This window comes from Bradyrhizobium ganzhouense (assembly GCF_049949285.1).
Classification (GTDB): domain Bacteria; phylum Pseudomonadota; class Alphaproteobacteria; order Rhizobiales; family Xanthobacteraceae; genus Bradyrhizobium; species Bradyrhizobium ganzhouense.
Map to the genome: position 1 here is coordinate 2,726,950 of NZ_CP181318.1, position 25,026 is coordinate 2,751,975.

27 protein-coding genes and 1 riboswitch are annotated in these 25,026 nt (G+C 64.8%); of the genes, 11 read left to right on the top strand and 16 right to left on the bottom strand.

Annotated elements, in window-relative coordinates; genetic code table 11:
* Positions 1–9: 9 nt before the first annotated feature.
* Positions 10–651 (bottom strand): pyridoxamine 5'-phosphate oxidase, encoded by a 642-nt coding sequence (gene pdxH, locus ACLFLU_RS12530; RefSeq protein WP_426412488.1) that lies wholly within the window; start codon positions 649–651, stop codon positions 10–12.
* 113 nt (positions 652–764) lie between these two features.
* On the opposite strand from pdxH, the gene ACLFLU_RS12535 reads away from it, so the two are divergent.
* Positions 765–1,172 carry an RT0821/Lpp0805 family surface protein gene (locus tag ACLFLU_RS12535; RefSeq protein WP_426412489.1) on the top strand — a complete coding sequence of 136 codons (408 nt, stop codon included), beginning with the start codon at positions 765–767 and terminating at the stop codon, positions 1,170–1,172.
* Positions 1,173–1,331: 159 nt separating this feature from the next.
* Positions 1,332–2,297 carry a DnaJ C-terminal domain-containing protein gene (locus ACLFLU_RS12540; RefSeq protein WP_426412490.1) on the top strand — a complete coding sequence of 322 codons (966 nt, stop codon included), beginning with the start codon at positions 1,332–1,334 and terminating at the stop codon, positions 2,295–2,297.
* A gap of 324 nt (positions 2,298–2,621) precedes the next feature.
* Here ACLFLU_RS12540 and ACLFLU_RS12545 read toward each other — a convergent pair whose 3' ends face one another.
* The gene (locus ACLFLU_RS12545) at positions 2,622–3,395 is read right to left on the bottom strand and encodes an anti-sigma factor family protein (protein WP_426412491.1); all 774 of its coding nucleotides are present in this window, start codon (positions 3,393–3,395) and stop codon (positions 2,622–2,624) included.
* A gap of 106 nt (positions 3,396–3,501) precedes the next feature.
* Complete coding sequence (locus tag ACLFLU_RS12550; protein WP_128953175.1) at positions 3,502–3,990, bottom strand: sigma-70 family RNA polymerase sigma factor; 489 nt, start codon at positions 3,988–3,990, stop codon at positions 3,502–3,504.
* Positions 3,991–4,159: 169 nt separating this feature from the next.
* Between ACLFLU_RS12550 and fabI the strand changes: the two genes are divergently transcribed.
* From fabI to ACLFLU_RS12575, 5 genes are all read left to right on the top strand, one after another.
* The gene (fabI, locus tag ACLFLU_RS12555; RefSeq protein ID WP_426412492.1) at positions 4,160–4,969 is read left to right on the top strand and encodes an enoyl-ACP reductase FabI; all 810 of its coding nucleotides are present in this window, start codon (positions 4,160–4,162) and stop codon (positions 4,967–4,969) included.
* 12 nt (positions 4,970–4,981) lie between these two features.
* A complete protein-coding gene (locus ACLFLU_RS12560) occupies positions 4,982–5,581 on the top strand; it encodes a histidine phosphatase family protein (RefSeq protein ID WP_426412493.1) in 600 nt (199 codons plus the stop codon).
* 70 nt (positions 5,582–5,651) lie between these two features.
* Positions 5,652–6,746, top strand: a complete 1,095-nt coding sequence (aroC, locus tag ACLFLU_RS12565; protein WP_426412494.1) for a chorismate synthase — start codon at positions 5,652–5,654, stop codon at positions 6,744–6,746.
* A 63-nt stretch (positions 6,747–6,809) separates the two neighbouring features.
* The gene (locus tag ACLFLU_RS12570; protein ID WP_426412495.1) at positions 6,810–8,000 is read left to right on the top strand and encodes an adenylate/guanylate cyclase domain-containing protein; all 1,191 of its coding nucleotides are present in this window, start codon (positions 6,810–6,812) and stop codon (positions 7,998–8,000) included.
* Positions 8,001–8,016: 16 nt separating this feature from the next.
* Entirely contained in the window at positions 8,017–8,511 is a 495-nt protein-coding gene (locus ACLFLU_RS12575; protein WP_426412496.1) for an N-acetyltransferase family protein, read from the top strand.
* A 39-nt stretch (positions 8,512–8,550) separates the two neighbouring features.
* On the opposite strand, the gene ACLFLU_RS12580 is transcribed toward ACLFLU_RS12575, so the two are convergent.
* The 3 genes from ACLFLU_RS12580 to leuC are packed head-to-tail and all read right to left on the bottom strand — an operon-like array spanning position 8,551 to position 11,933.
* A complete protein-coding gene (locus ACLFLU_RS12580) occupies positions 8,551–9,864 on the bottom strand; it encodes a 2-hydroxycarboxylate transporter family protein (RefSeq protein WP_426412497.1) in 1,314 nt (437 codons plus the stop codon).
* A 45-nt stretch (positions 9,865–9,909) separates the two neighbouring features.
* Complete coding sequence (gene leuD, locus ACLFLU_RS12585; RefSeq protein ID WP_426412498.1) at positions 9,910–10,512, bottom strand: 3-isopropylmalate dehydratase small subunit; 603 nt, start codon at positions 10,510–10,512, stop codon at positions 9,910–9,912.
* Positions 10,509–11,933, bottom strand: coding sequence for a 3-isopropylmalate dehydratase large subunit (gene leuC, locus ACLFLU_RS12590; protein WP_426412499.1), 1,425 nt, complete (start codon positions 11,931–11,933; stop codon positions 10,509–10,511). Before leuC ends, leuD begins: the two co-directional genes overlap by 4 nt.
* Before the next feature lie 114 nt (positions 11,934–12,047).
* Here leuC and ACLFLU_RS12595 point away from each other — a divergent pair, with 114 nt between their 5' ends.
* Positions 12,048–13,007 carry a LysR family transcriptional regulator gene (locus ACLFLU_RS12595; protein WP_426412500.1) on the top strand — a complete coding sequence of 320 codons (960 nt, stop codon included), beginning with the start codon at positions 12,048–12,050 and terminating at the stop codon, positions 13,005–13,007.
* A 4-nt stretch (positions 13,008–13,011) separates the two neighbouring features.
* Here ACLFLU_RS12595 and clpS read toward each other — a convergent pair whose 3' ends face one another.
* The 5 genes from clpS to ACLFLU_RS12620 are packed head-to-tail and all read right to left on the bottom strand — an operon-like array spanning position 13,012 to position 15,767.
* Positions 13,012–13,329, bottom strand: a complete 318-nt coding sequence (gene clpS / locus ACLFLU_RS12600; protein ID WP_426412501.1) for an ATP-dependent Clp protease adapter ClpS — start codon at positions 13,327–13,329, stop codon at positions 13,012–13,014.
* A 41-nt stretch (positions 13,330–13,370) separates the two neighbouring features.
* The gene (locus ACLFLU_RS12605) at positions 13,371–13,712 is read right to left on the bottom strand and encodes a DUF190 domain-containing protein (protein WP_426412502.1); all 342 of its coding nucleotides are present in this window, start codon (positions 13,710–13,712) and stop codon (positions 13,371–13,373) included.
* A 2-nt stretch (positions 13,713–13,714) separates the two neighbouring features.
* Positions 13,715–14,143: a fluoride efflux transporter CrcB gene (gene crcB, locus ACLFLU_RS12610; protein ID WP_426412503.1), complete on the bottom strand. Its 429-nt coding sequence runs from the start codon at positions 14,141–14,143 to the stop codon at positions 13,715–13,717.
* Positions 14,144–14,149: 6 nt separating this feature from the next.
* A complete protein-coding gene (gene crcB, locus ACLFLU_RS12615) occupies positions 14,150–14,584 on the bottom strand; it encodes a fluoride efflux transporter CrcB (protein WP_426412504.1) in 435 nt (144 codons plus the stop codon).
* A complete protein-coding gene (locus ACLFLU_RS12620) occupies positions 14,559–15,767 on the bottom strand; it encodes an MFS transporter (protein WP_426412505.1) in 1,209 nt (402 codons plus the stop codon). The genes crcB (ACLFLU_RS12615) and ACLFLU_RS12620 overlap by 26 nt, the downstream gene beginning before the upstream one ends.
* An 87-nt stretch (positions 15,768–15,854) precedes the next feature.
* Positions 15,855–15,933: riboswitch (Fluoride riboswitch) on the bottom strand.
* 251 nt (positions 15,934–16,184) lie between these two features.
* Between ACLFLU_RS12620 and ACLFLU_RS12625 the strand changes: the two genes are divergently transcribed.
* Both ACLFLU_RS12625 and ACLFLU_RS12630 read left to right on the top strand, forming a co-directional pair.
* Positions 16,185–17,063, top strand: coding sequence for a DUF1194 domain-containing protein (locus ACLFLU_RS12625; protein ID WP_426412506.1), 879 nt, complete (start codon positions 16,185–16,187; stop codon positions 17,061–17,063).
* A 126-nt stretch (positions 17,064–17,189) separates the two neighbouring features.
* Positions 17,190–17,825, top strand: a complete 636-nt coding sequence (locus tag ACLFLU_RS12630) for a hypothetical protein (protein ID WP_426412507.1) — start codon at positions 17,190–17,192, stop codon at positions 17,823–17,825.
* 296 nt (positions 17,826–18,121) lie between these two features.
* On the opposite strand, the gene ACLFLU_RS12635 is transcribed toward ACLFLU_RS12630, so the two are convergent.
* Positions 18,122–19,180 carry a class I SAM-dependent methyltransferase gene (locus ACLFLU_RS12635; protein ID WP_426412508.1) on the bottom strand — a complete coding sequence of 353 codons (1,059 nt, stop codon included), beginning with the start codon at positions 19,178–19,180 and terminating at the stop codon, positions 18,122–18,124.
* A gap of 254 nt (positions 19,181–19,434) precedes the next feature.
* On the opposite strand from ACLFLU_RS12635, the gene ACLFLU_RS12640 reads away from it, so the two are divergent.
* Positions 19,435–20,028: a hypothetical protein gene (locus ACLFLU_RS12640; protein WP_426412509.1), complete on the top strand. Its 594-nt coding sequence runs from the start codon at positions 19,435–19,437 to the stop codon at positions 20,026–20,028.
* Between the two features lie 4 nt (positions 20,029–20,032).
* Here ACLFLU_RS12640 and ACLFLU_RS12645 read toward each other — a convergent pair whose 3' ends face one another.
* Genes ACLFLU_RS12645 through dxs form a run of 4 tightly spaced genes read right to left on the bottom strand, consistent with a single transcriptional unit; the run spans position 20,033 to position 24,551 of the window.
* On the bottom strand, positions 20,033–21,277 hold the full coding sequence (locus ACLFLU_RS12645) for a class I SAM-dependent RNA methyltransferase (protein WP_426412510.1): 1,245 nt from the start codon (positions 21,275–21,277) through the stop codon (positions 20,033–20,035).
* Complete coding sequence (locus tag ACLFLU_RS12650; RefSeq protein WP_426412511.1) at positions 21,270–22,004, bottom strand: TlyA family RNA methyltransferase; 735 nt, start codon at positions 22,002–22,004, stop codon at positions 21,270–21,272. Before ACLFLU_RS12650 ends, ACLFLU_RS12645 begins: the two co-directional genes overlap by 8 nt.
* 25 nt (positions 22,005–22,029) lie before the next feature.
* Positions 22,030–22,584: a nucleoside 2-deoxyribosyltransferase gene (locus ACLFLU_RS12655; protein ID WP_426412512.1), complete on the bottom strand. Its 555-nt coding sequence runs from the start codon at positions 22,582–22,584 to the stop codon at positions 22,030–22,032.
* Between the two features lie 38 nt (positions 22,585–22,622).
* Positions 22,623–24,551 (bottom strand): 1-deoxy-D-xylulose-5-phosphate synthase, encoded by a 1,929-nt coding sequence (dxs, locus tag ACLFLU_RS12660; RefSeq protein WP_426412513.1) that lies wholly within the window; start codon positions 24,549–24,551, stop codon positions 22,623–22,625.
* Between the last annotated feature and the right edge of the window lie 475 nt (positions 24,552–25,026).

The following is a 25,026-nucleotide window of genomic DNA, read 5'->3' on the forward strand; positions in this document are numbered from 1 at the left end:
GCCTAAAGCTTAGGGGTACATCCGCGTCTTGGACCACGGCTGACCGGCCGCGTCACGACGGAATTCGATGCGGTCGTGCAGGCGGAACGGGCGGTCGTGCCAGAACTCGATGCGTGAAGGCGTGATGCGCCAGCCGCTCCAGCCCGGTGGCCGCGGCACGTCGCCGATGATATGTTTGGCCGCGACCTTTGCGATGGCCTGCTCGAAGGCGAAGCGGCTCTCGAGTTCTTGCGACTGCTTGCTCGCCCAGGCGCCGATCTGCGCTTGCTTTGGTCGCGTCGCGAAATAAGCGTCGGCCTCGGCATCGGTCACCGGCGTCACGTTGCCGCGGATGCGGACCTGACGGCGCAGCGACTTCCAGTGAAAAAGTAAAGCAGCCTTAGGATTTGCGGCGAGTTCGCGGCCCTTTTGGCTCGCGATGTGGCTGTAGAAGACGAAACCATCGGTATCGAAGCCCTTCATCAGCACCATGCGCACGTCGGGCAGGCCGTCGGGATCGACGGTTGCGAGCGCCATGGCGTTCGGATCGTTCGGCTCGCCCTTGATCGCCTCGTTCAACCAGGCCTCGAACAGCGCAAAAGGCTCGTCGGCGGCGGTGAAATCACCGGATGTTAAGGGTGTCTGGTGTTTCATCGAGGTCGTGTCGGTCATGTCTGGAGTCCGAATTGCGTCCCGCGGCCCAAAGCGCGCTGTTGTCTGCTACCGCCCTATATAGGGCATGCGGACGCGTTGGCCTATCGGCGATGCGGCCGGCGGGCCTTGCCATGACGATGATTTTGATCGGACTCGGCGCCGGCGGCTGCAGTGTGTCCCGCACTGACACCAACGCCTATGCCAAGGCCGACGACAACGACCTCACCGGCTCGATCGCACGGCCGGCGAAAGACGCGCCCCCGACCGAGAGTGATCTCGCCTTCGCCCGCAATGCCGCCTCCGACGTGCTGAGCATGGGTGACAAGGATGCCAGCCAGCACTGGGAGAATCCGGAAACCGGCGCGCGCGGCTCGGTGACGCCGATCGCGCAATCCTACGCCGCCGAGGATGGCCGCAAGTGCCGCGATTTCCTGGCGAGCTATGTCAACGGGACGACCGAAAGCTGGCTCCAGGGCGCCGGCTGCCAAAGCAGCCGTGGCCGTTGGGAGATTCATACGCTAAAGCCGTGGCGGAGCTGAGCATGATCCGGGAACCAGTTTTCCGATAAGATCGTGCTCGAATCGTAGCGGGTCGCTTCACTCGACTAGTTGCAAAAATGCCACTCGCCCCCCACATGAGGCTCAGCTGGGGCGGGGAGCCCTTTGAACAATCGATTTTCCCTAGAGGAGACGTGACGGATGCGCGACCCCTATGAGGTCTTGGGGGTGCCGCGGAGCGCTAACGCTGCCGCTATCAAGAGCGCCTATCGCAAGCTGGCCAAGAAGCATCATCCCGACAGCAACAAGGATGATCCCAAAGCCGCCGAGCGCTTCTCCGAGATCAATTCGGCCAACGAGATCATCGGCGACGAGGACAAGCGCAAGCAGTTCGACCGCGGCGAGATCGACGCCGATGGCAAGCCGCGCTTCCAGGGGTTTCCGGGTGGCGGCGGGCCGCGCGGTCGCGCGGGTCCCGGCGGGTTCGAGAGCTACAATTTCCGTAGTGGCGGGGCAGGCCCCGGCCAGGGCGCCGGCGCGTTCGAGGACATCCTCAACAGCATGTTTGGCGGCGGGGTGCGCGGGGCGCGCCCCGGGGCCGGCGGCGGTGCCCAGTTCGAATTCGACACCGGCGGGGTCGGGCTCGATCTCGACGTCAACGTCGCCATGTCCGTCTCGCTGGAAGAAGCGGTCAAGGGTGGCGACAAGCGCGTCCGGCTGCCCAATGGCAAGGAACTCAACGTCAAGATTCCGGCGGGCGTCGTCGAAGGTCAACAGATGCGGCTGCGCGGCCAGGGTGAGACCGCCCACGGCCATCCGCCCGGCGATCTCCTGATTACCATCGGCATCGCGCCGCATCCGTTCTTCAAGATTGAGGGTGCGGATCTGCGGATCGATCTGCCGGTCACGCTCTACGAGGCTGTGCTCGGCGGCAAGGTCCGCGTGCCCACGCTCGGCAATGCCGTGGAATTGTCGATCCCGAAAAACACCTCCAGCGGCCGGACCTTCCGCCTCAAAGGTAAGGGCTTGCCGAAATCTGGCGGAACCGGGGATCTCTTCGTCACCATCAGGATTATGCTACCGGACGGGAACGACGCCGAGCTTGAAGCATTGATGGAAAAGTGGCGGGACCAACACCCCTACAATCCACGTAGCGGGCTTGGTTAGGGCGAGATCCAACCGAAGGGGTTCTCCTAAACGTCTAGGGCATCTTCCGGCAGATGATGCTCATCATACGCCTGAAGCGTGGTCGCGCTTCTCGGCTCGTATGCTCGACGTGTCGGCTGTCCGGCGGGACAGCCGATAAAAAGGTGCGGCCTCGAGAGGGGGACCAGCGCGGTACCAAAAACCCCAATCGAGGCCGCCCGCGTCGATCGGCGGATCGAACGCTGCTCATAATCGCGTGAACACCCGGTGCGATAATGAGACGCACACATGTCTTGATTCGAAATTTTCAATGACGGAATCGAGGCACCGTGCTCGTGCGGTTGTTCAGCCGCCGTTCTTCTCTGCCTGGTCGTACACGGCCTGCGCCACCTTGGTCAGCCGGTCGCGGTCGGCGCCGCCGCCGCTGACGACGTAGCCGACGCCGCGCTCGGCCCAGAACAGCGCCCCATCCTTGTCCGCCTTGGCGTATCGCATCTGCGTCGCGCCGGTCTCGGTCTTGGAGGTGTAGATCGTGTAGCGCTCGCCGGAGGCGCCCTCATACATCAGGAAGGACGCCGGCCCATTCGGCCCCGGCAGCAGCCGGCCGCCGACCAGTTTCAGCCCGCTCGCCTCCAGATTGGGGGCGAACACGGTCCAGCCGCAGCGCCGGGTCAGCCAGGCCTGGAGGTGGTCGCGCTCGTTGCCGCCGACCTCGACGGGATGGCGCACCTCGACGACGTAGAGGCGGTGGGCATCGAGCGCATCCGCGGTAAAGCTCTGGAAGGTCGAGGGCGCGTTGGCGGCGCCATGCGCCACCCAGCCGGCCGCGCCGCCGGCGACGAAAGCGACCAGCGCAGCCGCAACCGCGCCGTAGAGCCATTGCCGTGGACGGCGCTCCAGTCGCTCGAGCTCCAGCCGGGCCGGCACCGGCTCCTGGGCGACGCCGTCGTAGCGGGCGTGCAGCATCTCGGCCATCGCGCGCCAGGATTGCACCCGCTCGGAATCCTCGGGATGGGCGGCCAGCCAGGCCTCGACGTCGGCGCGGCGCTCGGCCGGCAGCTCGTCGTCGACATAGGCGTGCAACTCGTCTTCGGTCACTGAAATCCTGTGGTCGTTCATATCGGTCGTCTCTGGCTCTGCGGCCCAAAATATCTGACGCGGTTCAACTGCGCTGCTTCTCTCTCCGTGCAGGGGACGCGGCATGCGCGATGCATCAATCCTGCCATCATTTCACCCGCCTGAGCGCCGGGCGCTCACCCTCCAGCGACGCTTTAACGTGTGCGCGGGCGCGCGCCAGGCGGGACATGACGGTGCCGATCGGCACGCCCTGGATGTCGGCGACCTCGCGGTAGCTCATGCCTTCCAGCATCACCAGCAGCAGCACCGAGCGTTGCTCCTCGACCAGTGTCGAGAGTGCCCGTTCGATGTCGCGTCCTTCGGCCTCCGTCCCGCTGGCATCCGGGTTGTTCTCCGTCAGCTGCATGAATTGCGGACGCCTTGCCAGCGACCGCCGCCGGTTCTTGTTGAGGTTGGTCAGGATCGTGTAGAGCCAGCTCCTGACGTCGCCTCCGAGAAACAATCGCTCCGAACGCAACGCACGCACCAGCGTGTCCTGCACCAGATCGTCGGCCGCATCCGCATCGCGCGTGAGCGCGCGGGCGTAGCGGCGCAACGCCGGGATCATGGCTTCCACGCTCTGGCGAAACGCACTCATTGCCGTCTGGACGTCCTTCACATCAGGCGCGAGCGCCTCAACGATCATAACACCCGAACGGAACGGCTATTCCGGCGCTGGAAACAGCGTTAACGCCGCGTATTAGGACTGTACCGCAGGGGAGGGCTGGTGTACCTCCAGACGTTAACGAGAGACAGGACGTTAGCAAATGGCGCAGAATTCAGGTCTGATGCAAGGACTGATGCAAGGCAAGCGCGGGGTCATTCTCGGCGTTGCCAACAACCGCTCGATCGCCTGGGGCATCGCCAAGGCATGCCAGGCGGCCGGCGCCGAGATCGCACTCACCTACCAGGGCGATGCGCTGAAGAAGCGGGTCGAGCCGCTCGCCGCCGAGCTCGGCGCGCTCGTGCTCGGCCACTGCGACGTCACCGACGCCGCGACCATCGATGCGGCCTTCGATGCCCTCAAGGAAAAATGGGGCAAGATTGATTTCGTCGTGCACGCGATCGCTTATGGCGAACAGCTCGACGGCCGCTATGTCGACACCACGCCGGAAAACTTCTCCAAGTCGATGCTGATCTCCTGCTACTCGCTCACCGCGCTCGCGCAGCGCGCCGAGAAGCTGATGACCGACGGCGGCTCGATCGTCACGCTCTCTTATTACGGTGCCGAGAAGTGGATGCCGCGCTACAACGTGATGGGCGTGGCGAAGGCCGCGCTCGAAGCCAGCGTGCGTTATCTTGCCGCCGATCTCGGCGAGAAAGCGATCCGCGTCAACGCGATCTCGGCCGGCCCGATCAAGACGCTGGCATTCGCCGGCATCGCCGATTCACGCCTGCTCTTGAAATATAACGAGGTCAACGCGCCGCTGCGGCGGAACGTGACGATCGAGGAGGTCGGCGACAGCGCGGTGTATTTCCTGTCGGACATGTCGCGCGGCGTTACCGGCGAAGTCCACCATGTCGATTCCGGCTACAACGTGCTGGGCATGATGCGACCTGACGCGCCGAAGGACTGACCACGACCAGCAATGCCCGCGCCCACGATCTATTATCTTCGCCACGGCGAGACCGAGTGGAATGCGCTCGGGCGGCTTCAGGGCACCAGGGACATTCCGCTGAATGCGCGCGGGCGCGGCCAGGCCGTGCAGGCAGGCCTCATTCTCGCCGACCTCTTCAAGCGCGACGGCCGCGACAAGGCTTCGCTGCCTTATGTGTCGAGCCCGCTCGGCCGTGCGCGCATGACCATGGAGCTCGCGCGCGGCAAGCTTGAATTGCTGCCCGCCGACTACGCGCTCGACGATCGCCTGCGCGAGATCGGCTACGGTGTCTGGGAGGGGCTGACGCTGCCCGAGAGCGAGGCAACCGACCCCGACATCTATGCCAGGCGCCTCGCCGACAAATGGACGGTGGGGCCCGCAGGCGGCGAGACCTATGCCGATGTTCAGGTCCGCGTCCGCGCCTGGTACGACGAGCTTCGGACTGACACCGTCGCGGTCGCCCACGGCGGCACCTGCCGGGCCCTGATGGTTTCGCTCGGCCTGGAGACGCCGGCCAGCGCCGCCGAGCTCTATATCGAGCAGGGCGCCGTCTATGTGTTCCGGGACGGGCAGCTGGAGAAGTATAGTTAAGGCGGCATGCGGGTTTGACCCCCGGCCCCCCGCGCGTTACCACACGCCGGAACCGAGCCAGCGAGCAGCAATGTCCTTCAACACCTTCGGCCACATGTTCCGCGTCACCACCTTTGGCGAGAGCCATGGGATGGCGATCGGCTGCGTGGTCGACGGCTGCCCGCCGATGATCCCGCTCACCGAGGCCGACATTCAGCAGGACCTCGATCGCCGCAAGCCGGGGCAGTCGCGCTTCACGACCCAGCGCCAGGAGCCGGATCAGGTGAAGATCCTGTCTGGCGTGATGGCGCACCCCGAGACCGGCGTGCAGGTCACGACAGGGACCCCGATCGGGCTCCTGATCGAGAACACCGACCAGCGCTCCAAGGACTATTCGGAGATCAAGGACAAGTTTCGCCCCGGTCACGCCGACTTCACCTATGAAGCGAAGTACGGCCTGCGCGACTATCGCGGCGGCGGCCGCTCCTCGGCGCGCGAGACCGCAATGCGCGTCGCCGCCGGTGCGATCGCGCGAAAGGTGTTGCCCGACGTGAAGGTGCGCGGCGCGCTGGTGCAGATCGGGCCGCACAAGATCGACCGCGCGAAGTGGGATTGGGACGAGGTCGCCAAAAATCCGTTCTTCTGTCCCGACAAGGACAAGGCCGCGTTCTTCGAGACCTATCTCGACGGCATCCGCAAGAGCGGCTCTTCGATCGGCGCCGTGCTCGAAATCGTCGCCGAGGGCGTGCCGGCAGGACTTGGCGCCCCGATCTACGCCAAGCTCGATTCCGATTTGGCGGGCGCGATGATGACCATCAACGCGGTGAAGGGCGTCGAGATCGGCGCCGGCTTTGGCGCCGCCGAGCTCACCGGCGAGGAGAACGCGGACGAGATGCGCACCGGCAATGACGGCACGCGCTTCCTGTCCAACCACGCCGGCGGCGTTCTGGGCGGCATCTCCACGGGACAGCCGATCGTGGTGCGCTTTGCCGTGAAGCCGACCTCGTCGATCCTGCAGCCGCGCCTCACGGTCGATCGCAAAGGCGCCGACACCGAGATTTTTACGAAAGGCCGTCACGACCCCTGCGTCGGCATCCGCGCCGTCCCGGTTGGCGAGGCCATGATGGCCTGCGTGCTGGCTGACCATTTCCTGCGCGACCGCGGGCAGGTGGGGCGCTGGCGCTAGCGCCAAGGGCACCAGCCTACCGCGCAGCTTGACGATCCCACAACTTCGTCGGCAAATGCACCCATGCAGAACTCCGAGCTTCAGCGCATCATCAACTGGCTGATCGACGGCGCCAGGTCGTCGCGGGGGCCGGCGGAGATGATTGCGGACGCCTGCGAGCAACTGGTCGCGGCCGGCCTGCCGCTGTGGCGGTTCGGCGTCTTCATCCGCACGCTGCATCCGGAAATCTTCGGCCGCAACTTCATCTGGCGGCAGGGCGAGGAGGTCGAGATCGGCACCGTCGATTTCGAGATCCTGGATACGCCCGAATTTGCGCGGAGCCCGCTGAAGATCGTGTTCGAGGAGGGGCTGGAAGTCAGGGGACGTATCGACGATATCGACACCAAACGGTTTCCGTTCCTGGCAGACATGCGCGCCGAAGGCGTCACCGACTACATCGCGACGCCGATGCGCTTTCTCGACGGCTCGATCCACGCCATCAGCTGGACCACGCGGCATCCCGGCGGCTTCAGCGAGGAGGACATCGCGACGATCCGCTCCATCGTCGCGCCGCTCGCCCGCGTCAGCGAGATCGTCACCCTGCGCCGCACGGCCTCGATGCTGCTCGACACCTATGTCGGCAACCGCGCCGGTGCGCGCATCCTCGGCGGTCAGATCCGCCGTGGCCACAACGACACCATGCAGGCCGCGATCTGGCTGTCGGATTTGCGCGGCTTCACGGCGCTGTCGGACCGGCTGCCGGCCGAGACTGTGGTCGATATCCTGAACCGCTATTTCGACTGCCAAGTCACCGCGATCCGCGCCCATGGCGGCGAAGTCCTGAAATTCATGGGCGACGGCCTGCTCGCGGTGTTCCCGATCGACGAATATGTCGGCGATGCCACCCATGTCTGCACGCGCGTGCTGGAAGCCGCACGCGAAGCCCGCGCCAGCGTCGATGCGCTTGCCCACCCGGTCGGCGACGTCATCGAGCGCTTCCGTTTCGGCGTCGCGCTGCATGTCGGCAACATCCTCTACGGCAATATTGGCGGCGGCAACCGGCTCGACTTCACCTGCATCGGCCCGGCCGTCAATCTTGCCGCGCGGCTGGAGAAGATCGCGGGCCGCCTGGGACGGACGGTTGTGGTGTCGGAGGGCTTTGCCAGGATCTGCCGCCATGACTGGCGCGAGCTCGGCGATTTTCCGATCGCGGGGTTCTCCAAGGTGCAGCGCGTGTACGGGCTTGCCGAGGAGACGCCCGTGGTGATGGCTTGATGCGACGAGACTGCTGATGACCGTCGAATTCCGCCAGATCCAGGTCGCCGATACCGACGCCTTTCGTGCGGCCGTCGACATCGTCGCCCGCGAACGCAAATACATCGCGCTGGTGGAGGCGCCGCCGATCGAGCAGGTCCGCACCTTCGTTGCGCGCAATGTCGAGCGCGGCTACCCGCAGGTCGTCGCCGTCGTCGGCGGCGCCGTGGTTGGATGGTGCAACGTGCCGCCCGCCAGCCGCGCCGTCTCGGCGCATGTCGGCGATCTCTTCATGGGGCTCGTACCGGAGTTCCGTGGCAAAGGCTTTGGCGAGCGGCTGTTGCGGCAGGCCGTTCAGGCGGCAGATGTGTTCGGCTTCCGGCGCATCGAGCTCGGCGTTTTCGCGACCAACACCGCCGCTGCCGCCCTTTATCGCAAGGTCGGGTTCGTCGAGGAGGGCATCAAGCGGATGGCGATCCTGGTCGACGGCACCTATCACGACGAAATCATCATGGCGCGCCTCAAGGATTAGCCGGCGTTGTGGGGCAACGCCGGCCGCCGTGTGCAGGCCCTAATACGCGATCTTCATCGCCAGTGTCGCGATCACGATCATGATGGCGCCGCCGACGCGGGTTGCGATCTGGGCGAAGGCCATCAGCCCCATGCGGTCCGCAGCGCCGAGAATGGCGACGTCGCCGGTGCCGCCGAGTCCGGAATGACAGGCGGTGACGATCGCGGCCTCGACCGGATACATGTTCAGCCATTTGCCGACGAAGAAGCCGGACGCCACCATCGCCAGCACCGTCGTCGTGCAGACCGCGATGTAGCCGGGATTGAATGACGCCACGAACTGCTGCCACGACACCAGCAGCGTGCCCATCGCCACCAGGATCGCGAAGGTGAGATTGGTCGACATGAATTTGTTGATCTGGTAGGCGCCGAGCTCCATCTCGGCCGGTAGCAGCTTTGTCAGCTTGAGCGCGACCGCTGCGATGATCATCAGGATCGGGCCGGGAATGCCGGTTGAGGGCGCGAGCAGCATACCGAGCACGAACAGCACACAGGACAGCACGATGCCGGCGCCTAACAGGCCGAGATCAATCGGATGGTCGGATCGCGCGGGGCCCAGGATGTCGTCATCGCCCGTTTTCACCAGCATGCCGTGGCCGCTGAGATCGCGCCGTTTTTCGCCGAGGCGAGCGAGAAGTCCAGCCGCGACGATGGCGACGACGTTGCCGAGCAGCGCCGCAGGCACCATCTGCGCCACGAGCTCGGCCTGCGGCCGGTGCAGCATTTCAGAATAGGCAATGGACAGCGGCAGCACGCCCTCGGCGAGGCCACCGCCGATGATCGGGATGATCACGAAGAAAAAAGTCTCTTTCGGGTTGTGGCCGAACAGCAGTCCGATCGTGATGCCGATGGCGATGGCGCAGAGCGTGCCGACCAGCAGCGGCACGAACATCCGCAAGAAACCCTGGACCAGGACGCGGTGCGGCATGCCGAGGATCGAGCCGGCGACGAGGCAGGCGATGAAGAAATACTGGAAATTAGCGGTGCGGAACGTCGTCGTGATCGCCTTCAGCGCCGTCTCCGGCATCAGGCCATAGGCGACCAGCGCGGCCGGCACGAACAGGCACATGATCGCCGTGCCGCCGATCCGCTTCAGAAGCGGAATAGTCTGGCCAAGCTTGCCGAGCAGGAAGCCGAGCAACATCAGCACCGAGAGACCGCCGATAACGTCGTTGGGCAGCCTTCCGGAATAGACCGCGGCGGCGCAAACGAGCGCAGCGGGAACATAGACGGTGATTGGCAGCGGGCCGATCTTGAGTGCCGCGAGCGCGGATGGCTGCGTCGTCTCCGCGAGCTTGATGGTGGTGTCGGTCAAGAATGCCTCCCTCTGTCGTTTTGTGCTTGTTTGTGTGCCGGTCCCTCAGAACCAGGGATTGTCCGACCGGTGCCGCGCCTCGAAGGCGCGGATGTCATCGGCAAAGACCAACGTCGAGCTGATGGCATCGCGCCCGGTTAGGAACGCTTCCTTCCGCTCGGGCTCGATCGCGAACGGGATGGTGCCGCCGCCTTCGACGCGGACGGTCTGCTGTTCGAGGTCGACAGTGAGGCGGTTGCTCGCAGGGCTCGCGACGATGTCGGCGAGCGTGCCGATCGTCGCGGCATCGAGACTGATCGTCAGCAGGCCGTTGTTGGCGCAATTGTCGTTGAAGATCCCGGCGAAGCTGGTGCCGATCAGGGCGCGGATGCCGAGTTGCTGAAGGCCCCAGACGGCGTGCTCGCGGCTCGATCCGCAACCGAAATTCGGACCGACGACGAGGAAGCAGGCGTCGCGATAGCCGTCCTTGTTGAGCACGAAATCCGGGTTCGGCTTCCCGGCGATGAACCGGAGCAGGTTGAACGCGCCGTCGCCGAGGCCGCTCCGGTCGACGCCCTTCAGGAACATTTTCGGCATGATCACGTCGGTGTCGATATTGGGCGTCGTCATCGGCGCGGCGGCGCCGGAGACACGATGGAACGGTGTCATGGCACATCTCCTCCGATCAGGTCGCGAACATCGGTGATGCGGCCCGTGACCGCGGCGGCCGCGACCATCGCGGGGCTCATCAGATGCGTGCGCGCGCCGGGCCCCTGGCGGCCCTCGAAATTGCGGTTGGTCGAGGAGGCCGAGCGCTGGCCCGGCGCGAGAATGTCGTCGTTCATCGCAAGGCACATCGAGCAGCCCGATTGCCGCCACTCCACGCCCGCATCGATCAGGATTTTGGCGATCCCCTCCGCCTCGGCCTGCGCGCGGACTTGCGTCGAGCCGGGAACGACGATGGCGCGAACGCCAGATGCGACGTGGCGACCTCTGAACACGCGCGCCGCATCGCGCAAATCTTCGATGCGCGAATTGGTGCACGAGCCGATGAAGGCGAAATCGATCGGCACCGACTGGATCGGCGTTCCCGCCGTCAGGCCCATATAGGTGAGTGCGCGCACGGCGGCGGCCTTGCGATCGGCGGAGGCATTGCCGTCGGGATCCGGCACGCGATCGGTTACGGCGATCGCCTGGTCCGGACTCGTGCCCCACGTCACCAGCGGCGCGACATCGCCGGCATCAATCGTCATTTCCCGGTCGAAGCGGGCGTCGGAAGCGGAGCGAAGCTGCAACCAGGCTTTCGCGGCGTGGTCCCACATCTCGCCCTTCGGCGTGCGTGGCCGCCCCTTGAGATAGTCGAGCACCTTCTGGTCGGGCGCGATGACGACGCCGCGTGCACCGGCCTCGACGATCATGATCGACATCACGATGCGTCCCTCGACGCTCATCTCGGTCACGGCGGGGCCGGCGAACTCCACTGCATAGCCGGCGGCTCCATCGGCGCCGATGCGGCGGATGATCTCCATGACGATGTCCTTCGGCGTCACCCCGAGCGGCGGGCGTCCGGTCACATGGATGCGCATCGTCTTCAGCCGGCGATAGCGCACCGTCGAGGTCGCCAGATAATGCTCGATATCTGAGGTGCCGATGCCGTAGCCGAGCGCGCCGAAGGCTCCGTAAGCCGTGGTGTGGCTGTCGCCGGCTGCGATCACCATGCCCGGCGTGACCAGTCCCTGCTCGGGGGCGACGACGTGCTCGATGCCCTGGCGCGGATCGAGGATGTCGAAATATTCGATGCCGAAATCGCGCGCATTGTCGGCGAAATAATCGACCTGCCGCGCGGCGTCGGCGTCCGGCATCTCGCGCGTACGGCGGGCCGCGGTTGGATTGACGTGATCGACCACCATCAGCGCGGCGGACGGATTCCACACCTTGCGCCCGGCGGCGCGCAGGCCGGCAAAGGCCTGGGGGCTGGTATATTCGTTGAGCACGGTGCGATCGACATAGAGCAACACGAGTCCGTCATCGTCGAGCTTGCGCACCACATGCGCGTCGATCAGCTTGTCATAGAGCGTGCGCCCGGACATTCCGCCTCCCAAATGAAAATCTGACTTTCTTCGAGCGTGCCGGCCCGGCTTCTGGAAATCCAATGTCACCTCATGATATGATTATGCAGAATTTGCATAAGCAGGATGGACGCGATGGAGATCAACTGGCTGCACGATTTCATCGCGGTGGCGTCGACCCGCAGCTTTTCGCGCGCAGCCGAGCAGCGGAATTCGTCGCAGCCCGCGCTGAGCCGCAGGATCAAGGCGCTGGAAGTGTGGGCCGGAGCGGCGCTGTTCGAGCGCACGACGCATGCTGTCAGCCTCACGCCTGCCGGTGATGCGTTCCGCCTTACTGCCGAGGATATCATCCGCCGCCTGTCCGCCGGCCGACTGGAGGCGCAGGAGCTCGCGCGCGGCGCCTCCGACGTGCTGAAATTCGCATCGACCAATGCGCTGTCGCTGACGTTCTTTCCGGATTGGCTGCGCCAGGTCGAGGCGACGCTGTCGTTCGTGCCGAACGTGCAGCTCGTCGCCAACCACATGGAGGCGTGCGAGCGCATGCTGCTGGCGGGCGAGGTGCACTTCTTGCTGTGCCACCATCATCCCGCCGTCGTCACAGCGTTGACGACCTCGCAATTCCGCTCGGCTCATGTCGGCGACGACTGCCTGATCCCGGCCTCCGTGCCGATGTCGCGATCAGGCAAGGCTCCGCGCTTCAAGCTGCCGGGAACGGAAACCGCGCCGGTGCAGGTCCTGAGCTACCGTCAGGAATCCGGAATGGGAAAGATCCTCGACGCGGTCCGCTCGACCTCGCCGTTGCGGGCGCAGCTGAAGCCCGCTTTCACGTCACATCTTGCAAAACTTCTCGTCACCATGGTCCAGGCCGGCCGCGGCATGGCCTGGCTCCCGCAAAGCCTGATCGCCGATCAGCTCGCATCGGGCGAGCTGGTGAAGGCCGGCGGACAGGAGTGGGAGATACCGATCGAGATCCACGTGTTCCGCCCGCGATCGCGACTGACGCCGGCGGCCGAAGCGTTCTGGACGCACGTTCAGGAGCATCCGCCCGCGAGCAATCCGCGCAAGGTAGTGCGCTCCCGTCCCGGTCGCAGCTAGCTGCCTATTCCTCCGGCTCGGTCGTGAACAGCAGCGGATAGCCCTTGGTGCGGGCAGCATCGGTGGCGCGGGTGGCCTTGGTTTCGGCGACGTCCTTGGTGAAGACGGCGACGACGCAGGCGCCCAGCTTGTGCGCGGTGATCATGACCTTGTAGGCCTGATCCTCGGTCATGCGGAATTCGGCCTTGAGGATCATGGTGACGAACTCACGCGGCGTGTAGTCGTCGTTGATCAGGATGACCTTGTGCAGCTTTGGCCGCTCGACCTTGGTCTTGGTCCTGGTCTTGGTCCTGGTTTTCGGTGTGGTGACGGTGTCGTTCATTCCGCCTCCCGGAAACGACGGGCTTGGGTTCCTGCCTGCGATCAGCTCGCGGCCTTCTTACCATATTGCAGGACCTGCACCTTCTCCAAGGTGATCAGCCCGCTCGACATCATGCCATCCAGGATGGGCAGGAATGCGTTGATGTTGTCCTCGCTGTCGACGATCTCGATCAGCAGCGGCAGATCCTCCGACAGCCGCAGGATCTTCGAGGTGTGCAGCCGGCTCGACTTGCCGAAGCCCATGGGGCCGCGCAGCACGGTGGCGCCGGCGAGGTGCTGTTCGCGCGCTCTCATCACAATTGCTTCATAGAGCGGCTTGCCGTCGAAATGGTCGCTCTCGCCGATGAAAATCCGGAGCGAGACCGCGTGATTGGGAATTTGCATGGTCAGCTCCTTTTCAAGCGGTTGTAGCGGCTCGCCATCATATGGCCGAACCACACCGACACCAGCCAGCAGACGACGGACGCTGCGACATAGGAAAGCGCGGTCAATTTCATGCCGCCATGGAACAGGCGGAAGGTTTCCAGGCTGAAGGCCGAGAAGGTGGTGTAGCCGCCGCAGAAGCCGGTCATGACGAACTGCCGATGCTCGGGCCGCGCCAGCACGCGGCCGTCAGGACCGGTCAACGTCGCATAGAAGCCGATGATCATGGATCCGGTGGCGTTGATGAACAGCGTCGCGAACGGAAAGCCCGGGCCGGTGTCGAGCACAAGCGAGACGAAATAGCGCGCCAGCCCGCCAAGGATGCTTCCGAAGGAAACCCAGGCATAAAGCTTCGCGCCGGGCCAGCGGTCGGTGAAGGAGGGCAATTTCATCCGCCTCTAGCCTCCCAAGCCGTCGGCGAGGAAGAAGCCGCAACTGACGGCGAAGAGGCACAGCCCGACCGAGAAGGCGATGTTGCCGAACGCAGAGAGCGGCTCGCCGTTGCGGGCGAGCGTCAGCGTTTGCAGGCTGAACGAGGAGACCGTGGTGTAGCAGCCGAGGAAGCCGGTCACCGCGAACAGCCACGGATTGGGCGAGGCGAAGACCGAGCCGGGATGCGTTGCCAGCGCGCCAAAGATGCCGATCAAGAAGGCGCCGCTGACATTGATGGTCATGGTGCCCCAGGGAAACGTCTCGCCCAGCCGCCGCGCGATCGCCCCGGAGACGAAATAGCGCGCGCAGCCGCCGAGGATGCTGCCGATCACGATCGCGATCACTCCGCTCAGCACGATATTTCGCCCCCCGTCATCACTTGCGCTCCGCTGCCAGACCATTGCCGGTCGCGAGTAATCCCGCGAGCGCGACCAGCGCGAACCCGAGCCCTGCGAGGAATGTGCCGGCCGGACCGTAGGCGTCCCACAGCGCGCCCGCGATCACGCTCGCGGCCAGCAGTGCGAGGCCCGTGAACAGGTTGAAATAGCCGAACGCGGTGCCGCGCAGGCTGGGCGGTGCATTATCGGCGACCAGCGCCGAGAGCAACCCCTGCGTCAAGCCCATGTGCAATCCCCACAGCACGACGCCGAGCGTGAGGCCCGCAAGGCTCGGCAGCAGCGCGAGCGCGAGATCAGCGCCCGCGAGGAAGACGAGACCGAGTGCGAGCAGGGCGGTCCGGTTGATCCGGTCCGACAGCACGCCGGCCGGGTAGGCCGACAGTGCGTAGGCGATATTCATCAGCACCAGCACCGCCGGCACCCACATCGCGTTGAGGCCGATATTCTGGGCGCGCAAGATCAGAAACGCTTCGCTGAAGCGCGCGAGCGTGAAGACGATTCCGACCGCGACGACGCGCCAGTACACGGGTCCGAGTTGCCGCATCGCGGCGATGTTGAGCGGATTTTTTGCCGGTTCCCGGCTTGCGTCCGGCTCCGGTTCGTTCACCGCAAGCGCAATCAAGCCGAACGACAAAAACGCCGGCACCACGGCCACCCAGAACACCGCGGTAAAATTGTCCGCCGTCCACCACATCAGGCCGATCGCGGCGAGCGGTCCGACGAAAGCGCCGATGGTGTCGAGCGATTGCCGCAAGCCAAAGCTCGCGCCGCGTGAGCCCGCGGGCGCAATGTCGGCGATCAGCGCATCGCGCGGTGCGCCGCGAATGCCCTTGCCGACGCGGTCGATGAAGCGCGCCGCCACCAGCCAGCCGACGCTGGGCGCGAGCGGGAACAGCGGTTTTGTCACCGCGGCCAGCCCATAGCCGAGGGCCGCTAGCAGCTTCCGGCGGCCGAGCCAGTCCGACAGCGCTCCGGAGAAGATTTTCGTGATCGAGGCGGTCGCCTCCGCGATGCCCTCGATGAAGCCGACGGTCAGCGTGGAGGCGCCGAGCACCGTGACGAGATAGACCGGCAGCAGCGCGTGGATCATCTCGGAGGAGACGTCCATCAGCATCGAGACGAAGCCGAGCACCCAGATTCCCCTGGGTAGCCTGGTGCGCGCAGCATTCGATGTGGTCGTCGTCACGTCCCTCGCCTTCGTTTCAGACAACAAAAAACCCGCCAGCGGCGGGTTTGTCCATGCTCCCGCCAAAGGCAAAGGCTGATTGCCTCACCTCGAGCAGGAGTCATCAGCCCACTACGGTCATGCGACCGCCGGGCGGTTGTCGGGGGACTCCATCCCCATCTGTGTGGTCAGCCTAGCATGGAAATCACAGGGAACAAGTAGGCGAGGCGCTCTGTCCAATGGCGTGGACGCGTGGCGGCGCAAGCGTGGCGACATGGCGGCGGTTTCGCGCAACGCAGGAAAACCCTGACTCGCAAACTCCAACCTGCAAATCTGTAACCTGCAAATCTCTAACCTGAATGTGAAGCACAAGCGATCTTCGCGCTTTGCGGCAAGACGTTTGCATGTCACCATCGCGTCATACGACGGGAGACTGCGATGCGGTTGCTGTTCTCGATCGGGGCTGTGCTGGTGGCCGGCGTGCTTGCCGGAGGGGATGTCGCGGGCATCGCGGCACCAAGTCCTAAATTTGAACCGCCAAAATTCGAACCGTCAACACATCAGCGGCAAGCCGCCGACGGCGATGCGCAGTCGGTCGATGTCGAGCTGATCCTCGCGGTCGACGTCTCCTACTCCATGGACATGGACGAGCTCGCGATCCAGCGCGAAGGCTATGCGCAGGCGATCCAGTCGAAGGAGTTCCTGCAAGCATTGAAGGCCGGCCCCAACGGCAGGATCGCGGTGACCTATTTCGAATGGGCCGCCTCCAACGACCAGAAGATCATCATCCCCTGGCGCCTGATCGACGGACCCGAGACTGCGGACGCGGTTGCCACCGAGATATTGAGGACGCCGATCCGCCGCGCCTCGCGCACCTCGATCTCCGGTGCGATCGGATTTGCGATGCCGCTGTTCGATGAGGATCCCTATCACGGAATTCGCCGCGTCATCGACATCTCCGGCGACGGTCCCAACAACAATGGTGGCCCGGTCACCGTGGCGCGTGACGCCGCGCTCGAGAAAGGCATCGTCATCAACGGCCTGCCGATCATGGTCAAGGAGCCGTCCTATTCGACCATGGATATCGACAATCTCGATTACTACTACGAAGATTGCGTCGTTGGCGGTCCCGGCTCGTTCGTGGTCGCGATCAAGGATCGCGACAAGTTCAAGGAGGCGATCCGCACCAAGCTCCTGTTGGAAGTCGCCGGTCGCACGCCAGACCGCCCGGTCGTACATGTTGCGGAGAAGGACAAGGAGCCGCGCGTGAGCTGCCTGATTGGCGAGAAAATCTGGTCGGACCGCTGGGGCCGCTAAAGGCTCATCCCGATGAGACCGTTTGCCTCATCGTGTCACGCGTTCGAAATTAACGGCTCGTTAACTGTGGCATGGTCCTACTCGAATTGTTTCTGAATGTTTCTGACGCTGCTTCCGGGCAGGTCCATGTCCATCGTCTCGCAGAGCACCAGCCAGATTTCGCCCGCCAATGAGCGGATGTATCACCAGAGCGCTCTGCTCGGTGATTGGAAAGGCAATTGGGCGGGCAACAATCAGCCCGTCGGCTTCAAGGTCGTGAACATCCGCGGCAGCCGCGCACAGGTCGAGTACACCCATAACGGGCACACCGAGCGTGGTTTCGCCCAGATCAGCGGCTCGCTCATCACCTTCGGTTCGGTGACGGTCGGAACCAAGGACGGCAAGAACCTGGTGCTGTTGTTCTCCGCGGGCGGCGCCGGCAAGCAGACCGCGACGCTGGCGAAACAGGCGCCGCCGGCCTCCGACAGCCGCCTGATGGGAAGCTGGGGCGGCTATTCCAGCGACAACGGCAAGAGCGCGAGTTTTCGCGTGCTTGCCGTCAACGGCAATGAAGCCCAGGTCAGCGTCACCACCGACGGCATCACCCGCCAGGGCACCGGCATCGTCTACAAGAACGTCATCATGTTCGGCCAGGCGCAAATCGCGACGGATGACGGGCAGAACGGCAAGATCATCTACCAGGTCGGCATGAAGTCCTTCATGGTGCCGGTGACGAAATATCCGCCGGCGGATTCGTCATCCTCGGTGGACCGCACGGCATGAGCCGGACGCGGTTGGGCTGCCGCACTGTCTCAGCGCGCTCGCGATTGCTAACTCCGTCATCCTGAGGTGCGACCATGCGGCGCGAAGCGGCGCATGGGAGCCTCGAAGGATGCACGGCCGCGATGCAGCCGGGCCGTTGCCCTTCGAGGGCCGCTGAAGAAGCGGCCACCTCAGGGTGACGGTGATAGATTTGCACTCGACGTAACGCTAAGCCCACCCTTCGCTATTTCTCCGCAAGCGGAGGCAGCGGGGGCACGCTGTCGTTCGGGGCTTCCGCTACGGCTTCCGATGCAAGATCAGATCCGGGCCTCCAGGATCAGGTTGAAGGGTGTTTCGGCGGCGCGGCGGAAGCGCGACAGACCGCCTTCGCTGGCGACCTTGCGCAGCCTTGCCTCGCCGGCTTGCGCGCCGAGTGCGAGGCCCACCTCCTGATCGAGCGAGGCCGGCGTGCAGATCATGGTCGACGCCGCATAGTAGACGCGCCCGACCGGGTTGAGATTGTCCTCGAGGCGGTCGCCCGCGAATGGCTCGACCAGCATGCAGGTGCCGTCCTTCGCCATGGTTTGACGCACGTGGCTGATGGCGCCAACGGGATCGCCCATGTCGTGCAGGCAATCGAAGAAGCAGACGAGATCGTATCCGTCGGCCGGATAGGTCTTGGCTGAGTGAACCGCGAAGCTGACGCGATCGCCGAGCTTGGCCTCGGCTGCCGTCTTGCGCGCCGCATCGATCGAGCCCTCGTGATAGTCGAAGCCATAAAAGCGCGAATTCGGGAAGGCCTCCGCCATCAGCCGCGTCGAGATGCCGTGCCCGCAGCCAACATCGGCGACCTTGGCACCACGCTTCAGCTTGTCCACGACACCGTCGAGCGCAGGCAGCCACTCTTGCACCAGATGATGCATGTAGCCGGTGCGGAAGAAGCGGGCCGTGCCGCAGAACAGGCACTCGCTGCGCCGGTTCCAGCCGACGCCTTTACCGGACTTGAATGCATCCGAGATCTTCGGCTCGTCGAGAAAGGTCGAGGCGATGACGTTGCCGAACGCGCCGAGAAAGACCGGGCTGTCCTCGTCGGCGAGCGCCATCGCTTGCTCCGGCAGCATCGAGAATTTTCCGGATGCGGAATCATATTCGACGTACCCGGACGCGGCCTGGCTCGACAGCCATTCGCGCACATAGCGCTCCGCCGTTCCGGTGGCGCTCGCGAGCTCGGATGAGTTCATCGGTCCCTTGGCGGCGAGGGTACGGTAGAGACCGAGCTTGTCGCCGAGCAGGACCAGTGATGCATTCATCGCCGCGCCGAACTCGGTCACCATCTTGCCCATAAAGGCATTCAACCTGTCGGAATTGACCTCCATGACAGCCTCCATACTAACGTTGGGCATTTTCAAGGGTCTGCGCAATTGCGCGCTGCGGACCACACAAGGCCTTCGTGATCAAAGCCGCGGCCTGAGCATGTGCGTCCTCTATGTGGGTCAATCCGGCGCCGGGGAGGTTCAATGCGTCGGCAAGACCTAGTCCTGGAACTGGATTGAGCGATGTCCAGCGCGCCTCCGCTGGCATTCGCGCGATCCCGGAGGTATAATCGGGAACCTTTTCGACGGAAGCCTGAATGTCTCGCCTTGCAGGTTCTTGCGGTATCGCAGCTCTCTTCGCCGTGCTTTGCCTCGGTGGAACACCGGTTCATGCGCAAGTTGCGCCGCTGAGTTATTGGATACCGGGCGGAGCTTTCGGCTTTGGCGGCAGCGCCGGCCAGGGCTCCGATACCTACGGCAATTTTCCGAGCTTCGATGCCAGCGGGCGCACCAATTTTGCGAACGGCTTCTTTGTCGGCAGCCAACGCGGCAACCTCAATTGGAGCGGCCTCAATCAGACTGGACCAGCCGGCAATTTTAGCGCGCTGTCCTACGACAGCACGCAGTTCGGCTACAACATGAAGAGCGCGGGCGGTATGCCCGTGACGTTCTTTGCCGGCTTCGACACGCTGAAATACGGCAGCGGCATCGGCAGTTCGGTTGCGCCGCTGACCTCCGGCGCTGCGCCCGGCTACGGCGGATTTGCCGGTGTCGAATTCAAGCCGACGTCGAACCTCAGCCTGTCGTTCGGGGCCGGTTTCACCCAGCGAGGCTCGGGCCGCATGGACAGCGATATCAGGTCGGACATGCTGCCCGGCGAGTCGCCGGCGCTCGGGGCGCTTCGGCGTTAGGACTTCATCGCGAAAATCGCGCCACCAACTCCACATGCGGCGTATGACGGAACTGGTCGACCGGGACCACTGCGTCGATCTTGTAACCACCGTCAATCAGCAGCCGCGCGTCGCGGGCGAAGGTGGCGGCGTTACAGGACACCGCGATCACGACAGGCACCTTGCTCGCCGCGAGTTTCAGCGCCTGCGCCTGTGCGCCCTGGCGCGGAGGATCGAACACCACGGCATCGAAATCGCGCAGCTCCGGCGGCACCAGCGGACGGCGGAACAGGTCGCGCGGCTCGCACCTGATCGGCTTCAGCCCCGGCGTGCGCGCGGCCTTCGCGAGCGCGGCGATCGCGCCGGCGTCGTTGTCGTAAGCGGTGACGCGAGCCTTCTCGGCGAGCCGCAATGCGAACGGGCCGACGCCGCAGAAGAGGTCGAGAACCTCCTTCGCCTTGCCGACACGCGCGGCAACGAGTGCAGCGAGTGTCTCTTCGCCCGCCACCGTTGCCTGCAGGAACGAGCCCGGCGGCAGTGTCACTTCGGCACGGCCCATCCTTAACGTTGGCGGTAGGCGTTGCAGCACCAGCTCGCCATGCCGCGTCAGCCGCGCCAGGCGATGCTGCTCGGCGACGCGCGACAGCGCTGTGACCAGCGGCGTCGGCAGCGGGCCGGAGCCGCGCACGTCGACATCGAGGCCGCTGGCAGTGGCAGTGACCTGAATGTCGAGCGGCTTCGTTACCGGCATTTTTGACGTCAGCGGCTCCGCGAGCGCCCAGGCGGCATCGAGCGCGCCGTCGAGCGCGGGATCGAGGATCGGGCAGCGATGGATCGGGATCACGTCGTGCGAGCTTGCGGCCGAGAAGCCGACCTTCAGAACGTTATGCGTGCCGAACCTTCCGTGTAGCGTGACGCGCCGGCGGCCGGCGCCATGGGCATCGACCAGCGGCGCCACCTCACAATCGATGCCGGCCTGCGCCAGCGTCTCGACCACGATGCTGCGTTTCCACGCGTGATAGGGCTCGGCCGCCCAATGCTGGATGGCGCAGCCGCCGCAGATGCCGAAATGCGGACAGAACGGCTCAACGCGCTCGGGGCTTGCGACGTCGACCGCGAGCAGCTTGCGGCGGTCGGGATGGCCGGCGACATGGTCCACCTCGACACTCTCGCCGCCAAGCGTGTAGGGCACATAGACCGCATCGCCGGTCGTCAGCGAGACGCCATCGCCGCGATGGCCGACATGATCGATCGTGACGCGTTCAACCACGGCGCGCGCCCAGGAAGAATTCGATGTTGCCGTCGCCGCCCGCGATCGAGGAGGGAAACACCGCGATGTCGGTGCAGCCGAGCGACGCGGCAAAGGCCGCGATGTCGTCGCAAATCTCCCGATGCACCGCGGCATCACGGATGATGCCCTTCTTGTTGTGCTTCCGGTCCGCCTCGAACTGCGGCTTGATCAGTGCGAGCAGGCTCATCGGCGCAGCCGCGAGCGACAGCGCCACGGGCAGCACCGTCTTCAGCGAAATAAAGCTAACATCGATGACGACGACATCGGGCCGCGCCGGCAGTCGCTTGCCCTCATAGCTGCGAATGTCGGTCTCCTCCATCGACACGATCTTGGGATGATCGCGCAGCGAGGCATGCAGCTGGCTGGTGCCGACATCGATGGCGAACACCAGGCTCGCGCCGTTTGCCAGCAGCACCTCGGTAAAGCCGCCGGTGGACGCGCCGACGTCGAGACAGACATGGTCCTCGATGTCGATCGGGTAGCGCTCCAGCGCGCCCGCGAGCTTGACGCCGCCGCGCGAGACGTAGGGGTGCGCAGGCTCGGCCTGGATCACCGCGTCCTCGGCGATCGTCTCCGAGGGCTTTGCGACCTGCTTGTCGTCAGCCGTGACGAGGCCGGCCTCGATCGCCGCGCGCGCCCGCGCCCGGCTCTCGAACAGGCCGCGCTCGACCAGCAGAATATCCGCGCGCTTGCGGGCAGGGGACATCGGTTCTCCAAAGACGACTGAGCGCTTATCTAGCGATCAATCGCGCGGCTGCCATCCGGACGCAAGTCTCGAACGCGGCGAGATCGTGCCAGACGTCGGCCGGCGGTTCTGCCGGCGTCACCAGCGGGCAGCCATGCAGCTCCAGCGCATGGATCATCATGAGATTGTCGACGAGACCAAAATCCTCGACCGTCAGCCCCTGTGCGTCGACCAGCCGCCCGTCCTCGGACGTGACGTGCATGGAGCGGCCGACACGGTCGGCATAGGTGGTGCCATCGTTGGAATAGGCCAGGCAAAACTTGCGGCGGCCGGCCATGTAGCCGAGCTCGTAGACGGTGCCGGGATCGGCACCGGCCCCGCGGAACGGGGTGAGATTGGCGATGATGGCGTCGGCCCCGTCCATCATGGCCTCGTTGCCGCAAAAGATCTGCCGCGACGCATCGGGCGCGGTGAGGTCGGTGGCGTTGTCGAGGGGATAGAGGCCGGTGAGGCCGTAGGCAGCGCAGATCGCGGCCTTCTGCCGGCCGGTCTCAACCGCATCCGGCAGGAACATGTCGGGACCTGCCAGATAGATTTTCATGAAAGTCGCGCCGCTTCGCGTGAGGCCGAAGCTCGCCCTTAGGCGAGCTTGACCGTCTCGGTCTTGACGTCCTTGCCGAGCGCCTCAAACACCTTGGCGACGATCCCCTTGGCGTCGAGACCGGCGCGGGCGTACATCGCGTTCGGCGTGTCGTGATCCAGGAACACGTCGGGCAGGACCATCGTGCGGAACTTGACCATGCCGGTGTCGAGCACGCCCTGATCGGTCAGGAACTGCGCGACATGCGAACCGAAGCCGCCGACCGAGCCCTCTTCCACCGTGATCAGGACGTCGTGGTCGCGGGCGAGCTTGAGCACCAGCTCGGTGTCGAGCGGCTTCATGAAGCGCGCATCCGCAATCGAGGTCGAGAGGCCGTGGGCGGCGAGCTCGTCGGCCGCCTTCTCGCATTCGGCCAGACGCGTGCCGAAGGAGAGCAGGGCGATCTTGCTGCCCTGGCGGATCATGCGGCCCTTGCCGATCTCGAGGGGAACGCCGATTTCGGGCATCTCGATGCCGCGGCCTTCGCCGCGCGGATAGCGCAACGAGCTCGGACGGTCGTCGATCGCAACCTGGGTCGCCACCATGTGGACGAGCTCGGCCTCATCCGCCGCCGCCATGATCACCATGTTCGGCAGACAGCCGAGATAGGCGTTATCGAACGAGCCGGCATGCGTCGCGCCGTCGGCGCCGACGAGGCCGGCGCGATCGATCGCGAAGCGGACAGGCAGGTTCTGGATCGCGACGTCATGGACGATCTGGTCGTAGCCGCGCTGCAGGAAGGTTGAGTAGATCGCGCAGAACGGCTTGTAGCCTTCGGTCGCAAGACCGGCGGCGAAGGTCACCGCGTGCTGCTCGGCGATGCCGACGTCGAAGGTGCGATCCGGGAACGCCTTGTTGAAGATGTCGACACCGGTGCCCGACGGCATCGCCGCGGTGATGGCGACGATCTTGTCGTCCTTCTGGGCTTCCTTGACCAGGCTCTGGCCGAACACGTTTTGGTAGGCCGGCGCGTTCGGCTTGGCTTTCGCCTGGGTGCCGGTCGCGACGTCGAACTTGACGACGGCGTGGTACTTGTCGGCGGACGCTTCCGCCGGACCGTAGCCCTTGCCCTTCTGCGTCACGACGTGGACCAGGATCGGGCCGGTCTCCATGTCGCGGACGTTCTTCAGCACGGGCAGCAGATGGTCGAGGTTATGGCCGTCGATCGGGCCGACGTAATAGAAGCCGAGCTCCTCGAACAGCGTGCCGCCGTCCATCATGAAGCCGCGGGAATATTCCTCGACGCGGTTGGCGCGGTTGGCGAGGATTTTTGGCAGGCGCTTGTTGATCTGCTTGGCCGCATCGCGCAGCGTGCGATAGGTCTTGCCGGAGTAGAGGCGCGACAGATAGGCGCTCATGGCGCCGACCGGCGGGGCAATCGACATGTCGTTGTCGTTGAGGATGACGATCAGGCGCGAGTTCATGGCACCCGCGTTGTTCATGGCCTCGTAGGCCATGCCCGCCGACATCGCACCGTCACCGATCACTGCGATAACGTTGTTCTTGCCGCCGGCGAGGTCGCGCGCGACGGCCATGCCGAGGCCGGCGGAGATCGAGGTCGAGGAATGGGCGGCGCCGAACGGATCGTAATCGCTCTCGCTGCGCTTGGTGAAGCCGGAGAGGCCGCCGCCCGTGCGCAGCGTGCGGATGCGGTCGCGGCGTCCGGTGAGGATCTTGTGCGGATAGGCCTGATGGCCGACGTCCCAGATCAGCCGATCGCGCGGCGTATCGAAGACGTAGTGGATCGCGGTGGTGAGCTCGACCACGCCGAGGCCCGCGCCGAAGTGACCGCCGGTCACCGAGACGGCATCGATGGTCTCCTGACGCAGCTCGTCGGCGACTTGGCGAACCTGCTCGATCTTGAGCTTGCGCAGGTCTTCCGGCGTCCGGATGGTGTCGAGAAGCGGCGTTTTACTGTATGCGTTCACGGCGATTTCCAATTTGTCAGCGCCGGAACATCGTTCCGGTGCGCGATGGGTTTGCACAATGTCGGCGCAGCGCGAGTCCTCAAACCGTCGGAGCCACCTGCATGGGGCAGGGCCCCTTGTTCAAGCTTAGGTGAGCTCAAGTGCGCTCCGGTTCAGTCTCTGTGACCCCTGTCACGAAGATCGGCTTCGTCCGTCCCAGCCAATTTCATTAGCAATTTGAAGCGCTTGACGTCGAAAATCAGTCCCCACGTCAAAGCTAACAAAAAGCCACACTCCGCGCAGCTTTACACCAAAGCTTAGGCCAAAGCCAACCCGCCCGACCGATTACGGGTATGCAGGTGCAACCGGCGGGCCAATTTGGTTAATCGCGGCGCCGGCGGGGAGTTCCACTCCTGCTCGGTTCCTTGGCAGGATTCTGGGCCGAAGGACAGGGATTTTAGCGGAGTTCGCCGGGCCAAGACGCGCCGGCGAGGGA

Excerpts from the sequence above, each read along its gene's own strand:
- pdxH (WP_426412488.1), bottom strand. The coding sequence starts at position 651 with ATGACCGACACGACCTCGATGAAACACCAGACACCCTTAACATCCGGT.
- ACLFLU_RS12535 (WP_426412489.1), top strand. The coding sequence starts at position 765 with ATGACGATGATTTTGATCGGACTCGGCGCCGGCGGCTGCAGTGTGTCC.
- ACLFLU_RS12540 (WP_426412490.1), top strand. The coding sequence starts at position 1,332 with ATGCGCGACCCCTATGAGGTCTTGGGGGTGCCGCGGAGCGCTAACGCT.
- ACLFLU_RS12545 (WP_426412491.1), bottom strand. The coding sequence starts at position 3,395 with ATGAACGACCACAGGATTTCAGTGACCGAAGACGAGTTGCACGCCTAT.
- ACLFLU_RS12550 (WP_128953175.1), bottom strand. The coding sequence starts at position 3,990 with ATGAGTGCGTTTCGCCAGAGCGTGGAAGCCATGATCCCGGCGTTGCGC.
- fabI (WP_426412492.1), top strand. The coding sequence starts at position 4,160 with ATGGCGCAGAATTCAGGTCTGATGCAAGGACTGATGCAAGGCAAGCGC.
- ACLFLU_RS12560 (WP_426412493.1), top strand. The coding sequence starts at position 4,982 with ATGCCCGCGCCCACGATCTATTATCTTCGCCACGGCGAGACCGAGTGG.
- aroC (WP_426412494.1), top strand. The coding sequence starts at position 5,652 with ATGTCCTTCAACACCTTCGGCCACATGTTCCGCGTCACCACCTTTGGC.
- ACLFLU_RS12570 (WP_426412495.1), top strand. The coding sequence starts at position 6,810 with ATGCAGAACTCCGAGCTTCAGCGCATCATCAACTGGCTGATCGACGGC.
- ACLFLU_RS12575 (WP_426412496.1), top strand. The coding sequence starts at position 8,017 with ATGACCGTCGAATTCCGCCAGATCCAGGTCGCCGATACCGACGCCTTT.
- leuD (WP_426412498.1), bottom strand. The coding sequence starts at position 10,512 with ATGACACCGTTCCATCGTGTCTCCGGCGCCGCCGCGCCGATGACGACG.
- leuC (WP_426412499.1), bottom strand. The coding sequence starts at position 11,933 with ATGTCCGGGCGCACGCTCTATGACAAGCTGATCGACGCGCATGTGGTG.
- ACLFLU_RS12595 (WP_426412500.1), top strand. The coding sequence starts at position 12,048 with ATGGAGATCAACTGGCTGCACGATTTCATCGCGGTGGCGTCGACCCGC.
- clpS (WP_426412501.1), bottom strand. The coding sequence starts at position 13,329 with ATGAACGACACCGTCACCACACCGAAAACCAGGACCAAGACCAGGACC.
- ACLFLU_RS12605 (WP_426412502.1), bottom strand. The coding sequence starts at position 13,712 with ATGCAAATTCCCAATCACGCGGTCTCGCTCCGGATTTTCATCGGCGAG.
- crcB (WP_426412503.1), bottom strand. The coding sequence starts at position 14,143 with ATGAAATTGCCCTCCTTCACCGACCGCTGGCCCGGCGCGAAGCTTTAT.
- crcB (WP_426412504.1), bottom strand. The coding sequence starts at position 14,584 with ATGGTCTGGCAGCGGAGCGCAAGTGATGACGGGGGGCGAAATATCGTG.
- ACLFLU_RS12625 (WP_426412506.1), top strand. The coding sequence starts at position 16,185 with ATGCGGTTGCTGTTCTCGATCGGGGCTGTGCTGGTGGCCGGCGTGCTT.
- ACLFLU_RS12630 (WP_426412507.1), top strand. The coding sequence starts at position 17,190 with ATGTCCATCGTCTCGCAGAGCACCAGCCAGATTTCGCCCGCCAATGAG.
- ACLFLU_RS12635 (WP_426412508.1), bottom strand. The coding sequence starts at position 19,180 with ATGGAGGTCAATTCCGACAGGTTGAATGCCTTTATGGGCAAGATGGTG.
- ACLFLU_RS12640 (WP_426412509.1), top strand. The coding sequence starts at position 19,435 with ATGTCTCGCCTTGCAGGTTCTTGCGGTATCGCAGCTCTCTTCGCCGTG.
- ACLFLU_RS12650 (WP_426412511.1), bottom strand. The coding sequence starts at position 22,004 with ATGTCCCCTGCCCGCAAGCGCGCGGATATTCTGCTGGTCGAGCGCGGC.
- ACLFLU_RS12655 (WP_426412512.1), bottom strand. The coding sequence starts at position 22,584 with ATGAAAATCTATCTGGCAGGTCCCGACATGTTCCTGCCGGATGCGGTT.